Annotated in this window: 13 protein-coding genes; 5 read left to right on the top strand and 8 right to left on the bottom strand. The window is 64.9% G+C overall.

What is annotated here, in order from left to right:
• Nucleotides 1-21 precede the first annotated feature (21 nt).
• Both IC608_RS12175 and IC608_RS12170 read left to right on the top strand, forming a co-directional pair.
• Entirely contained in the window at nt 22-459 is a 438-nt protein-coding gene (locus IC608_RS12175; RefSeq protein ID WP_191775716.1) for an Rrf2 family transcriptional regulator, read from the top strand.
• 50 nt (nt 460-509) lie between these two features.
• Nucleotides 510-1,400 (top strand): NAD(P)/FAD-dependent oxidoreductase, encoded by an 891-nt coding sequence (locus IC608_RS12170; RefSeq protein ID WP_191775715.1) that lies wholly within the window; start codon nt 510-512, stop codon nt 1,398-1,400.
• Between the two features lie 290 nt (nt 1,401-1,690).
• Here IC608_RS12170 and IC608_RS12165 read toward each other — a convergent pair whose 3' ends face one another.
• A complete protein-coding gene (locus tag IC608_RS12165) occupies nt 1,691-2,731 on the bottom strand; it encodes an aldo/keto reductase (protein ID WP_191775713.1) in 1,041 nt (346 codons plus the stop codon).
• A 70-nt stretch (nt 2,732-2,801) separates the two neighbouring features.
• On the opposite strand from IC608_RS12165, the gene trhO reads away from it, so the two are divergent.
• A complete protein-coding gene (gene trhO, locus IC608_RS12160) occupies nt 2,802-3,839 on the top strand; it encodes an oxygen-dependent tRNA uridine(34) hydroxylase TrhO (RefSeq protein ID WP_191775711.1) in 1,038 nt (345 codons plus the stop codon).
• Here trhO and IC608_RS12155 read toward each other — a convergent pair.
• Both IC608_RS12155 and IC608_RS12150 read right to left on the bottom strand, forming a co-directional pair.
• Nucleotides 3,836-4,150: a HigA family addiction module antitoxin gene (locus tag IC608_RS12155; RefSeq protein ID WP_191775709.1), complete on the bottom strand. Its 315-nt coding sequence runs from the start codon at nt 4,148-4,150 to the stop codon at nt 3,836-3,838. The two genes, trhO and IC608_RS12155, sit on opposite strands and share 4 nt — an antisense overlap.
• Nucleotides 4,125-4,406, bottom strand: coding sequence for a type II toxin-antitoxin system RelE/ParE family toxin (locus IC608_RS12150; RefSeq protein WP_191775707.1), 282 nt, complete (start codon nt 4,404-4,406; stop codon nt 4,125-4,127). Before IC608_RS12150 ends, IC608_RS12155 begins: the two co-directional genes overlap by 26 nt.
• A gap of 123 nt (nt 4,407-4,529) precedes the next feature.
• Here IC608_RS12150 and IC608_RS12145 point away from each other — a divergent pair, with 123 nt between their 5' ends.
• Nucleotides 4,530-6,146 carry a GMC family oxidoreductase gene (locus IC608_RS12145; protein WP_191775705.1) on the top strand — a complete coding sequence of 539 codons (1,617 nt, stop codon included), beginning with the start codon at nt 4,530-4,532 and terminating at the stop codon, nt 6,144-6,146.
• A gap of 53 nt (nt 6,147-6,199) precedes the next feature.
• Nucleotides 6,200-6,895: a metal-dependent hydrolase gene (locus IC608_RS12140; RefSeq protein WP_191775703.1), complete on the top strand. Its 696-nt coding sequence runs from the start codon at nt 6,200-6,202 to the stop codon at nt 6,893-6,895.
• A 169-nt stretch (nt 6,896-7,064) separates the two neighbouring features.
• On the opposite strand, the gene IC608_RS12135 is transcribed toward IC608_RS12140, so the two are convergent.
• From IC608_RS12135 to IC608_RS12115, 5 genes are all read right to left on the bottom strand, one after another.
• Entirely contained in the window at nt 7,065-7,964 is a 900-nt protein-coding gene (locus IC608_RS12135) for a 6TM ABC transporter family protein (RefSeq protein WP_191775701.1), read from the bottom strand.
• Nucleotides 7,965-8,197: 233 nt separating this feature from the next.
• Nucleotides 8,198-9,193: an ABC transporter substrate-binding protein gene (locus tag IC608_RS12130; protein WP_191775699.1), complete on the bottom strand. Its 996-nt coding sequence runs from the start codon at nt 9,191-9,193 to the stop codon at nt 8,198-8,200.
• A gap of 29 nt (nt 9,194-9,222) precedes the next feature.
• Nucleotides 9,223-10,320: an ABC transporter permease gene (locus tag IC608_RS12125; RefSeq protein ID WP_191775697.1), complete on the bottom strand. Its 1,098-nt coding sequence runs from the start codon at nt 10,318-10,320 to the stop codon at nt 9,223-9,225.
• Nucleotides 10,317-11,213 carry an ABC transporter permease gene (locus IC608_RS12120; RefSeq protein WP_191775695.1) on the bottom strand — a complete coding sequence of 299 codons (897 nt, stop codon included), beginning with the start codon at nt 11,211-11,213 and terminating at the stop codon, nt 10,317-10,319. The genes IC608_RS12125 and IC608_RS12120 overlap by 4 nt, the downstream gene beginning before the upstream one ends.
• Before the next feature lie 208 nt (nt 11,214-11,421).
• Nucleotides 11,422-12,210, bottom strand: coding sequence for an ABC transporter ATP-binding protein (locus tag IC608_RS12115; protein WP_191775693.1), 789 nt, complete (start codon nt 12,208-12,210; stop codon nt 11,422-11,424).
• Between the last annotated feature and the right edge of the window lie 141 nt (nt 12,211-12,351).

Here is a 12,351-nt window from a genome sequence, read left to right as displayed (position 1 = left end):
ATATGTAACAGATAAAGTTACATGAAAAAGTCCAGCCGCCTATCCCTTGCGCTGCATGCGCTGGTGCATCTCGAGGCCCAGCCGGACAAGCACCTGACCTCGACCGCCCTCGCCAGTTGCCTGCTCACCAACCCGGTGGTGGTGCGGCGCATCCTGGGCGAATTGCGCGAGGCCCGATTGGTTGCCGCCAGCAAGGGGCCCAGTGGCGGCTGGATGCTGGCGCGACCGGCCGAAGACATCACGGTTCGCGAGGTTTATGCGGCGATGGGGGAGAGCCTCCTCGTCCGCACGCAAAGCGAGCCGGGCGACCATGGTTGCGCCATCGTGCGCTCGGTCGATGCCGTGATGAAAGACGTGCTCGCCGATGCCGAGGCGCTGCTTGCCGAGCGACTGGCGCAATTGCGCATCAGCGACTTGGCGCGCCAGACGCACGGCGCCCGGATCCCGCAGCTGGGTTAGGACCCGCGATTTCCTGTCGTTCGGCCGCAAGCCCATCAAAGGAGAAGCAGATGCAGGACATCATCATCGTGGGGGGCAGCTTTGCCGGCCTAGCCGCGGCCATGCAACTGGGGCGGGCGCGACGCAGGGTGACCGTGCTCGACACCGGTCTCAATCGCAACCGCTACGCGCAGGAGGCGCACAACATCCTGGGCCATGACGGCACGCCGCCGGGCGATATCCTGGCCGCGGCGCGGGCGCAGGTGGGCGCCTACCCCACCGTCACCCTGCGCGCGGGCCGGGCGGAGAGGGTGACCGGCGAACCGGATGCCTTCACGGTGACGACGGCGGAGGGGGAGACCATAGAGGGGCGCCGTCTGATCCTCAGCTACGGCATCGTCGACGAGTTTCCGCCCATTCCCGGCTTTGCCGAAAGCTGGGGCAAGACGGTGATCCATTGCCCGTTCTGCCACGGCTACGAGGTTGCCGGCCGCCCCTGGGGTCTTCTTTATTCCTCGCCCATGTCGCTGCACGGCCCGGCGCTCTACAGCAACTGGACCGACGAGATATCGCTCATCCTCGACGGGCACACCATCCCCGAGGCAGAGCGGCATAAGCTTGAGAAGCGCAAGGTGCGGATCTTCGACGGCAAGCTGGCCGCCATCGACCAGGCGGACGGGGTGATCCGGAGCGTCACGCTGGAGGACGGTACGAAAGTGCCGCTTGCGGCCCTCTACGCTCATCCGCGCAACCGGCCGTCGGCAAACCTCCATGCCCAGCTGGGGCTCGACATGAAGGATACCCCGACCGGCACCATGGTGGTGGTAGACGAGATGGGCGCCACCTCGCGCCCCGGCGTCTTTGCCGCCGGCGACCTTGCGATGGCCATGCATTCAGTGACGTTCTCGACCAATGCCGGTTCGCTTGCCGCCATGGGGGCGCTGCAGTCGATGATGGTGTGAAGGATCGTCCCGACACCGGCTCCACCCCACCCTCGGTCCCTCCCCATCGAGGGGAGGGAGGCGCAGGCTGGGGGGCCGGGGGGCACCATCAGGTGCGGGTGGGAGATCCGATTGACAATCTTCGAGGTCTGGCCGGAAGGTCCGCGGGCCCACCGAGCGGATGTCCCTAAGAACAACCGCGAGCGCAAAGCCCATGTTCATCGCCTCCCTCCCCTTGATGGGGAGGGACCGAGGGTGGGGGTGACGATGCCGTATCGCGTTCGGGCTAGATAAAAATAGACCCCTTGCGGCTAGCGCAGCCAGCCTTGCGGGCGGGGGTGGAGCTCCATCTGGCCGTCCCTGGTGGCGTCGTCGATGGCGGCGATTTCTTCGGGGCTCAACTCCATGTTGTCGAGGACGCCCAGATTGTCCTTGAGTTGTTCGAGCGTGCGCACGCCGATCAGGGCCGAGGTCATTTCCGGGCGGCGCAGCACCCAGGCCAGCGCCAGTTGCACCATGGACTGGCCGCGCTGACGGGCGATTTCGCCCACCTTGTCGACGGCAGCGAGCACGCGCGGTTCGATATGGCTGGCGCGCAGCGACCCGTTGGGGTTGGCGCCGCGGGTGCCTTCCTTGCTGGTGTTGCTGTTGTACTTGCCCGAAAGGACGCCCTGCGCCAGCGGCGAGAAGGCGATGACGCCGATGCCGAGTTCTCCGCAGGCCTCGATGGTGTGGTCGTTTTCGATCCAGCGGTTGATCATGGAATAGCTGGGCTGGTGGATGGTGGTGGCAACGCCCATTTCCTTGAGGATGCGATGCGCCTCGCGCGTCTCCTTCTCGGGATACGAGGAAATCCCGACGTAAAGAGCTTTGCCGCTGCGCACCGCGTGGGCGAGGGCGCCCATGGTTTCCTCGAGCGGCGTCTCGGGGTCGAAGCGGTGCGAATAGAAGATGTCGACATAGTCGAGCCCCATGCGCTTGAGCGACTGGTCGAGGCTCGCCAGCATGTATTTGCGGCTCCCCCACTCGCCATAGGGACCGGGCCACATATTGTAGCCCGCCTTGGTGGAGATGATCATCTCGTCGCGATAGGGGCGGAAATCGCGCGCCAGCACCTGGCCGAAAAGTTCCTCCGCCGATCCCGCCGGCGGGCCGTAATTGTTGGCCAGATCGAAATGGGTGATGCCCCGATCGAAGGCATAGCCGAGGATCTCCATGGCGCCGGGATAGTCGCGCGTGCCCCCGAAATTCTGCCACAGGCCCAGGCTGACCACGGGCAGCTTGAGGCCCGAGCGGCCCGAGCGCCGGTATTGCATGGTGTCATAGCGTGCGTTGTCCGCCCGATAGGTCATGGTCATCTCCCGATGTCGTGCTGCGGTGGCCCGTGACGCCGGGCCCGCCCGATGATAGGACACGGCGCAAATGAAGACGCTCGCTCATCGATCCGCCGCCACTGTGCCCCAGCCCGATCATCCATACAAGGTGATGGCGCTCTACAAGTTCGCTTCGCTGCCCGATGCGGAAAGCCTCAAGGCGCCGCTGGCCGCATTCTGCTGTGGCCGGGGCATAAAGGGCACGCTGATCCTCGCGCCCGAGGGCATTAACGGGACGGTGGCGGGGACGCCGGAAGCCATCGACGCGCTGGCGGACTATCTGTTCGCGGACGGGCCGTTCGGCACCCGGCTTGCCGGGGCGGAAGTGAAATACTCCTTTGCCGACACGGCGCCGTTCCTGCGCATGAAGGTGCGCCTCAAGCCCGAGATCGTCACCTTGCGCGCGCCGCAGGTCGACCCCAACCGGCAGGTCGGTACCTATGTGGAGCCCGAGGACTGGAACGGGCTGATCGAGCGCAACGATGTGGTGCTGGTCGATACGCGCAACGATTACGAGGTGGGGCTCGGCACTTTTCAGCGCGCGCTCGACCCGCACACCGCCAACTTCACTGAGTTCAAGGACTATGTCGCCAAAAACCTCGATCCGGCGCGCGACAAGAAGGTGGCCATGTTCTGCACCGGCGGCATACGCTGCGAAAAGGCTTCGAGCTATCTCCTGAGCCAGGGCTTTGAAGAGGTGTTCCACCTCAAGGGCGGCATCCTCAAATATCTCGAAGTGGTGCCCGAAACCGAAAGCCGCTTTGCTGGCGAATGCTTCGTGTTCGACGAGCGCGTCTCGGTGGGGCATGGGCTTGAACCGGGCACCGCCACACTCTGCCGCGCCTGCCGCCATCCGCTGACCGAAGCGGACCGGCAGAGCGAGCATTTCCATGAAGGCGTTTCCTGCCCCCATTGCATCGGGGAGAGCGAAAAGCACGCCGCCGCCGCCGAACGGCAGCGCCAGATGGAGCTGGCCCGGGCACGTGGCACCGCCCACCTCGGGGACGACGCAGCCCATACGGCGGCACGCCGCAAGAGCGAAAAGCAGGCCCAGGCCGAACGTTCGCGCAAGGCCAATGGCGGCTAGGCAGCGCGGGGTGTGATTGCCTCCAGATCGGGTCCGATCTGGCGGCGGCGCTCCATCAGGTCATACTCCGCCTGCAGCGTGAGAAAGAAGCCCTCGGTAACCCCGAAATACCGCGCCAGTCGCAAATCGGTATCGGCCGATACACTGCGCTGCCCCAGCACGATCTCGTTGATGCGGCGCGGTGGCACCTTCACGGCGCGAGCCAAGGCGTTCTGGCTGAGGTTCATCGGCCGGAGGAAGTCTTCGAGCAGGATCGTCCCTGGGTGCGGGTTGGGCAGCAGATCGTCAGTGATAGTCGATGATTTCGACATGGCTCGGTCCTCCATCTGCCCAGGCGAAACAAATCCGCCATTGGTCGTTGATCCGAATGCTCCACTGTCCGGCGCGATCGCCCTTGAGGCTTTCCAGCCGGTTACCCGGTGGCACCCGCAGATCGGCCAGTACGCGGGCCGCGTGGAGCAGGCGCAGCTTGCGCAGCGCGACCCCCTGAATGTCCACCGGCAGTCTGCGGCTGCGGCGGCCTTGCCAGATCAGCCCTGTTTCGCTGTCGGCGAAGCTCTGGATCATTCCCCCTTATAATGCGAGACGTTATATAACGCAACACGTTATACACGGGAGGCTCGGGCGAGATTTCTCACCTCGCCGAATCCACTGTCGCTGCCTAAGCTGAGCGGCGGAGGACAGCGGATCATGGCGGAGTACGACTTCATCATCGTGGGGGGCGGTTCGGCTGCGTCGGTGGCGGCGTGGCGGCTGGTGGGCGAGTTCGGCTATTCCGTGCTGATGCTGGAGCGCGGCCGGGCGCGGACCAATGCCATCATGGCAATGCCCGCGGGCTACATGAAGTATCTCGCGCAGGACACGTTTCTTGAGATGCACAAGACGGTGCCGCAGCCGCAACTGGGCGGGCGGGCGCCGACGGTGCCGGTGGCCAAGGTGCTGGGGGGCGGCTCGTCGGTCAACGCCATGGTCTATATGCGCGGCCAGGCGGAGGACTATGACGGCTGGGCGCGGTCCTTGGGCTCGAACCGTGACTGGTCCTACCAGGACCTGCTGCCGCACTTCACCCGCATCGAGGACAATGAGCGCCTCCATGACCGCTTTCACGGCAGCGGCGGCCCGCTCAAGGTGTCTGACCCCGCCTACACCACGCAGACGACGCATGATTTCCTCGCCGCCGCCGAGGCGCTGGGGCACCCCGCCAACGCTGATTTCAATGGCGCCCGCCAGACCGGCGCCGGCATCATGCAGCATACCTATGGCCAGTGGGGCCGCTACAAGCGCCGCTCAGATGCGGTGCTCGCCTTTCTCGATCCGCTCCGGGACGACAAGCGGCTGACCATCATCGCCGAAGCGCGGGTCGACCGCATCCTCGTCGAAAACGGCCGCGCCGTGGGCGTCGCCTATACAAGGCAGGGCGAAACGCATGAGGCGCGGGCCGGCCGCGAGGTGCTGGTGGGGGCAGGGACCTACAACAGCGCCAAGCTGATGATGCTCTCCGGCATTGGCCCCGCCGACCATCTGCGGGAGCATGGGGTTGCCGTCGTGGCCGACATCGCCGGCGTGGGACAGAACCTGCAGGATCATCACGAAGTCCCGGTGATCGCGACAACCAAAGGCCCATCGGGCTATTTCGGCCAGGACAAGGGCTGGCCGATGATCCGCAATGGCCTGCAATACCTCTTCACCAACTCCGGCCCGGTGACGACGACCGGCATCGAGGCGTGTCTGTTCTTCGATCCCGATGGCGGCGAACGGCCCACCATCCAGCTCTATTGCGCGCCCATCGTCTATCTCGACCGCGATGTCAGTGCCGCCAAGCCGACCTGGGGCGTGACCTTCACCTCCTGCCTCCTTCGCCCCAAGGCGCGCGGCACGGTCACGCTGCGCTCGGCCGATCCGGCGGACCAGCCGGTGGTGGATTGCAATTTCTTCGGCCACCCGGACGATCTGCGACTGACCATCGCGGCGCTGCACGAAGCGCGCAAGCTGCTGAGGACGCCGCCCCTCGCCGACAAGATCGCCACCGAACTTTTGCCGGGCCAGGCGACGATGGACGATCCCGAGGCGCTGACGCGCTATTGCGGACAGACGGTGAAGACGAACTACCATCCCGTGGGCACGCTGCGCATGGGGCGGGACGATGATCCGACGGCCGTGGTCGATGGGGAATTGAAGGTGCGTGGCGTCGATGGCCTGCGGGTGATCGACTGCTCGATCATGCCGCAGATCGTTTCGGGCAATACCAATGCCCCGGCCATGGCCATCGGCTCCAAGGCGGCAGAGCTCATTCACGCCGGGCAGTGATCGCAACGCGCGCTCCGGTCGTTAGTGTGGGAGACTGAAAGGACATTACCCTCATGCAGATCCACTATCTCGGCCACTCCGCCTTCAAGATCGTCACGGGCGACGCCGTCGTGCTGTTCGACCCCTTCCTCACGGGCAATCCGAAGTTCTCGGGCAATCGCGATGCAATGGTGGCCGACGTGACCCATGTGCTCGTGACGCACGGGCACAACGACCATTTTGGGGATACCATCGATATCCTCAAGATGACCGGCGCCACGCTGGTCTCGACGCCGGAGCTCTGCGGTTATGTCGCTTCGGTGTTCGGGGACGCCAAGACGCGCGGCATGAACATTGGCGGTACCGCGAAGCTGGGCGCGATTTCGGTCTCGATGGTCAAGGCCTTCCACTCCTCGTCCTATTCGGCGCCCGATGGCCGCACCATCTATGGCGGCATGCCGACGGGACTGATCCTCAAGGCGGAGGGCAAGGCGCTCTACCACATGGGCGACACGGACAGCTTTGGCGACATGGCGCTGATCAACGAGTTGCACCGCCCCGACATCGGCATCGTGCCCATCGGCGACAATTTCACCATGGGTCCGGACGAGGCCGCCCTGGCGGTCAATCGCTTCTTTGCTTTTACGACCGTCATTCCCTGCCACTACGGCACGTTTGGCCTGCTCGAGCAGAGCGCCGATGGCTTTGCGGCGAAGGTAACCAAGGGCAGGGTCGAGGTCATGGCGCCGTTGAGCCAACTCACGGTGTAGGCAACCGGCGCGCTGATCCTCCCGAACGAAAAAGGCGGGACCGAAGCCCCGCCTCTTGGCTATCATCCTAGTGGATGAACAGCATGATGATGATGATCAGCCAGATCGGGATGCCGAGCAGCCAGAGGCCCAAAGCGCGAAACATTGCGGTACTCCTTGTTTCAGCCGGTCAGAAGCGACGGAACACGTCGACGAAGGCGGTGTTCTTGTCGCGGTGATTGCCACCCTTCTGGGCTGCCCAATAGGCGCCGATCGCCGCCACGAGCGAGGACGCGGCGAGAAGGAAGGCGGCGATGATGGCCGTGTTGCGGGCGACCCGTGCGGCCTCGATCGCCTTCTGGCGCGCCGCTTCGACATTGGCGATCACCTGATCCACCCGAGCCTGAGCCTCTTCCGGCGAAAGGCCGGTATTGGCGGCAACTGAGTTGGCCAGATAGGTGCGATCTTCGTCCGATACCGTCCCATTGTTGAGCGCGGCCTGGGCGAAGATGCGACCGGCCTCGTCGCGGGCGACACCCGCATCGGTGGGCTGGTTGGAGCGGTACAGCGTGTCCACGAAATAGGCGTTGGGATCGACCGCATCGGCGGCATCGCCTGCAACGTTGGATGCGGCCGTGGTGGCGGTAGAAACGGCGCCGCCGACGGCGTTGGCCGTCGCTCCGATGCCGCTGAGGGCCAGGACCGCCCCGACGATCATCGCGCCGCCCCAAACCAGGAGCCCATGCGCACCATCGCGCAGGTCGCTTTCGTCTTCTGTCGCGTCGAAGTGACGGCGACGGAGCCGACCGGTGAGATAGCCGCCGGCCATGAAGCTCGAAATCTGGACCCAGAGGAACCAGCTTGCCGCGGCGATGCCAATGAAGATGCCCGAGGCGCCTTCGCGGGCGTTGAAGTCGACAAAGTTGAGGCCGATGGCCGAGCCGAAGCTGACCAGGACCAGGGAAATGGCCGACGCGAAGACGATGCCGGCGATGATGGCGGCCCAGTCGACATAGCTCGACTGATCGCGATCGCCCACGGCACCCGTTTCGATAACGGCGACGCCTGTTGTTGTACTATCCATGCTCATGATGTGTGTCCTCCCGGGCCCGCTCTCAGCTGAGCCCTAGGAAGGACAGGATGGCCATGACGACCACGACGAGACCGACGAGATAGATGATAGCGTTCATGGGAAAGCCCTCTCCAGTTGACGCAAGTGTTCAAACAACTGTGAGTGTGGCGATTCGTTCCCGGGGCGAACGGGCGCGCACAAAAGGAAAGGGGCGAACCGCGGTCCGCCCCTTGTTCGATTGACTTATGAGCTTAGAGGCCGTCGGTCACAGCATGGGTGAAGGCGCCTTCGGGCTGTTTGGTGATCGCCGGATTATCCGGTGATACAGCCGAAAGGAGCGTATCCACCGTCTGCTGGTAATCGGCTTCATCGAGGGCGCCGGTTGAGCCCTCGGTCAGCTTGTTGACCTCCTGGACCTGGTAGAGCTGGTCTTCCATGGTCATCGAGCCGGTCATGTCGTTGTCGACGACGATCTGCGCGGCTTCTTCCGGATTCTCGCGCGCATAGGCCCAGCCCTTCATCGAGGCGCGGACGAACTTGGTCATCTTCTCGACGAACGCCGGGTCCTTGAGGCTGTCCTCCATGACGTAGAGCCCGTCTTCGAGCATGCCGACGCCTTCGTCGCGATAGTTGAAGACGGTCAGCTCTTCCGGCGTCAGCCCGGCGCGCAGCACCTGGCCATATTCATTGTAGGTCATGGTCGAGATGCAGGCGGCCTGCTTCTGGATCAGCGGGTCGACGTTGAAGGCTTGCTTGAGCACCTCGACGCCATCGTCGCCGCCTTCGGTCGAGAGCCCGAGCTTGGCCATCCAGGCGTAGAACGGATATTCGTTGCCGAAGAACCAGACGCCCAGCGTCTTGCCCGGAAAATCGTCGGTGGTCTCGACGCCCATATCCTTGCGGCAGGTGAGCAACAGCCCCGACTGCTTGAACGGCTGGGCGATATTGACCAGCGGCACGCCCCGCTCACGCGCGGCAAGCCCGGCCGCCATCCACGTGGTGATGACGTCTGCGCCGCCGCCGGCGATCACCTGCTCGGGCGCGATGTCCGGCCCGCCCGGCTTGATTTCGACATTGAGGCCTTCCTCCTCGTAAAAGCCCTTGGCCTGCGCCACGTAGTAGCCGGCGAACTGCCCTTGGGTGACCCATTTGAGCTGCAGCGTCACCGAATTGTCCTGGGCAAAGGCCGCCCCCGTCGCGGCCAGAGCCATGGCCCCGGCCAATGCTCCGATAAGAGTGTTCTTCATTCCCTGTTCCCTTGCGTTCGGCTCCGCCCTCATGCACCGCGCACGGACGGATGCCAGAAGGTGACGCGCCGCTCGACCAGCGTGATCACCCCGTAAAAGACCGAGCCCGCGACAGCCGCCACCGCGATTTCGGCCCACACCATGTCGACATTCATCCGGCCGACTTCGGTCGATATCCGGAACCCCATTCCCACTATGGGCGTCCCGAAGAACTCCGCTACGATTGCGCCGATCAAGGCCAGTGTCGAGTTGATCTTGAGGGCGTTGAATATGAAGGGCCCCGCAGCGGGAAGGCGCAGCTTCATAAGGGTTTGCCAGTAGCTGGCGGCATAGGTGCGCATGAGGTCGCGCTCGATGACCGAGGCGGCATTGAGCCCGGCCACCGTGTTCACGAGCATGGGAAAGAAGGTCATGATGACGACGACGGCGGCCTTGGAGGGCCAGTCGAAGCCGAACCACATCACCATGATCGGCGCCACGCCCACGATGGGTAGCGCCGAAACGAGGTTTCCCAGTGGCAGGAGGCCCGATTTGAGGAAGGGCGAGCGGTCGATCAGGATGGCGACCACGAAGCCGAGGCCGCAGCCGAGCAGGTAGCCGATCAGCACCGCCTTGAGGAAGGTCTGCTGGAAATCGGCCCAGAGCGTCGGGATGGAGCTCGCAATGCGCGCCCCGATCATCGAGGGCGGCGGCAGGATCACCTGCGGCACGTTGGCCCCTCGGGTGATCGCCTCCCAGACCACGAGGATCGCGACTCCGAAGACGATGGGGATGATGAGCCCCAGCCCGCCCGAATCCCGCCAGCCGGGGGCGAGGACACGCGAAAACCGTTCAACGAACAGCCAGGCAAACAGCCAGCTCGCGACCAGCGCCAGCCAGAAGAAGGCGGGGGCGGGCGAAAAGATGCCGATGCCGGTGAGCACCGACACGGTGCCGAGGAATGCCAGCGCGGCATCGGCCCAGAAGCCGAGCGGCACCAGGAACCGTACCAGCGACAGGGTGCCGAGCGCGAGGAACGCCTTGAGCAGCAGGGCCTGTTCGAGCGGGCCTGAGATGAGCCCGAACACCAGCCCGATCAGGCTGACGCCGCCGGCGAGAAGGGCAAGGAAGTATTGCAGCTGGCTCATGCCGGACGCGCCCCCATGGCCCGGTTGACGAGCTTTTCGACGACGCCCACCGCCGCCACCAGCAGCGCCGCCAGCATCGAGGCGACGACTAGCGCCGACCAGATCTGCGTCGTCTGGCTGTAATAGGACCCGGCGAGGAGCCGCGCCCCGAGCCCGGCCACCGCGCCGGTGGGCAATTCGCCCACGATGGCGCCGACGAGGCTCGCGGCGACCCCCACCTTGAGCGAGGCGAAGAGATAGGGCACCGAGGCGGGCCAGCGCAGCTTCCAGAACACTTGCGACGGCGTGGCATTATAGGTGTGCATGAGATCGAGCTGGATCGCCTCGGGGCTGCGCAACCCTTTGACCATGCCCACGGCCACCGGAAAGAAGCTGAGATAGGCCGATATGATGGCTTTGCTCAGCAGACGCGCCGGATCGGTCGGAATGCCGATGGTGCCGGTGAAGATGTTGAACCCGATCACCACGATCAGCGGCGCCAGCGCCAGGATGGGGATGGTCTGGCTCGCGACGATCCAGGGCATCAGCGAGCGGTTCATCGCCTCGTTGTGCACGATGAGGACGGCCAACCCTATCCCGAGCAGCGAGCCCATGACAAAGCCCAGCCCGGTGGCGGAAAACGTCACCCAGGCATGAAAGAGAAGACTGCGTGGCTTATTCGGCGCCACCATGGCCGTCGCGTTCCAGACCTCGATCGCCACCTGGTGCGGCGCCGGCAGCACCGGCTTGTCCTGGCTCCAGGTGTCGAGCACGAACTGGGTGAAGGGCACATTGGCAACGTCACCGCGCCGATAGACGTCGTTCTGCCACGCCGCATTCATCCCGATCGCCGCCGCATACCAGACAAGGACGATGGCGACGACGACGGTGAGGATGGGCAGGAAGCGGGTCATGAAGCTTTGTCCCAACCGCTGCACGCACTCCCTCTCCCCTGAGGGGAGAGGGCCGGGGTGAGGGGTTCAGAGCCTGTAAAAGCCCCAGCGCTCCAAGCTGGCGCTGAACCCCTCACCCGCCGCTTAGCGGCGACCCGTCGGGTCAAGCCCGAGGGCAAGCTCTCTCCCCTCAGGGGAGAGGTGAAGGCGCAGCCCCTCGCCCCCGCCATCACACAGCCCCCTCGTCATAGGAATGCCCGGCCCGGAGCCCCTCGCGCACGCGGGCGGCGATGGCCAGGAACTCCGGCGTCTCGCGGATATCGAGCGGGCGTTCGCGCGGCAGGTCGCTTTCGATCACATCCGTCACCCGCCCCGGCCGCGGCGACATGACGACGATCTTGGTGGAGAGGTACACCGCCTCGGGAATGGAGTGCGTCACGAAACAGATGGTCTTGCCCGTCGCGGCCCAGAGTTTGAGCAATTCGGAATTGAGATGGTCGCGCACGATCTCGTCCAGCGCCCCGAACGGCTCGTCCATCAGAAGGAGATCCGCGTCGAACGCCAGGGCCCGGGCAATCGAGGCGCGCTGCTGCATGCCGCCCGACAGCTGCCAGGGGAATTTCTTCTCGAACCCCGACAGATTGACGAGGTCCAGCGTCCGCCCGATCCGCTCGGCCTGCTGGGGCGCCGAATAGCCCATGATCTCGAGCGGCAGGGCGACGTTCTTTTCAATGGTGCGCCAGGGGTAGAGCGCCGGCGCCTGGAACACATAGCCGTAGGAGCGGTCGCGACGCGCGGTCTCCGGCGTCTGCCCATTGACCGTGAGCGTGCCCGAGGTCGGCTGTTCCAGATCGGCAATGGTGCGCAAAAACGTCGTCTTGCCGCAGCCCGAGGGGCCGATGAAGGAAACGAACTCGCCCTTGCCAATCTCGAGATCGACATCGCTCAGCGCCACCACGTCCCCGTCATTGGTGCGGAAGGTGAGGCCGAGATGGCGGGCGGAAACGACAGCGGTCATTCGGGCGCCCCCCTCACCCGTCTCGCGCTGCGCGCGATCCACCCTCTCCCCGAGGGGGAGAGGAACAGGAGGGCGCCAGCGCTCTTCTTCTCCCCCTCGGGGAAAAGGTGGCCCGAAGGGCTGGATGAGGGGGATGCCACC

Origin of the sequence: Devosia oryzisoli, from assembly GCF_014837245.1 — a bacterium.
GTDB classification, from domain to species: Bacteria; Pseudomonadota; Alphaproteobacteria; order Rhizobiales; family Devosiaceae; genus Devosia; species Devosia oryzisoli.
This window is presented reverse-complemented; position numbering and strand designations above follow the sequence as displayed.

Coding starts and splice junctions, on each gene's coding strand:
- IC608_RS12140 (WP_191775703.1), top strand. CDS start 6,200: ATGCAGATCCACTATCTCGGCCACTCCGCCTTCAAGATCGTCACGGGC.
- IC608_RS12150 (WP_191775707.1), bottom strand. CDS start 4,406: ATGATCCAGAGCTTCGCCGACAGCGAAACAGGGCTGATCTGGCAAGGC.
- IC608_RS12145 (WP_191775705.1), top strand. CDS start 4,530: ATGGCGGAGTACGACTTCATCATCGTGGGGGGCGGTTCGGCTGCGTCG.
- IC608_RS12135 (WP_191775701.1), bottom strand. CDS start 7,964: ATGAGCATGGATAGTACAACAACAGGCGTCGCCGTTATCGAAACGGGT.
- IC608_RS12115 (WP_191775693.1), bottom strand. CDS start 12,210: ATGACCGCTGTCGTTTCCGCCCGCCATCTCGGCCTCACCTTCCGCACC.
- IC608_RS12165 (WP_191775713.1), bottom strand. CDS start 2,731: ATGACCTATCGGGCGGACAACGCACGCTATGACACCATGCAATACCGG.
- IC608_RS12175 (WP_191775716.1), top strand. CDS start 22: ATGAAAAAGTCCAGCCGCCTATCCCTTGCGCTGCATGCGCTGGTGCAT.
- IC608_RS12170 (WP_191775715.1), top strand. CDS start 510: ATGCAGGACATCATCATCGTGGGGGGCAGCTTTGCCGGCCTAGCCGCG.
- IC608_RS12155 (WP_191775709.1), bottom strand. CDS start 4,150: ATGTCGAAATCATCGACTATCACTGACGATCTGCTGCCCAACCCGCAC.
- IC608_RS12130 (WP_191775699.1), bottom strand. CDS start 9,193: ATGAAGAACACTCTTATCGGAGCATTGGCCGGGGCCATGGCTCTGGCC.
- IC608_RS12125 (WP_191775697.1), bottom strand. CDS start 10,320: ATGAGCCAGCTGCAATACTTCCTTGCCCTTCTCGCCGGCGGCGTCAGC.
- IC608_RS12120 (WP_191775695.1), bottom strand. CDS start 11,213: ATGACCCGCTTCCTGCCCATCCTCACCGTCGTCGTCGCCATCGTCCTT.
- trhO (WP_191775711.1), top strand. CDS start 2,802: ATGAAGACGCTCGCTCATCGATCCGCCGCCACTGTGCCCCAGCCCGAT.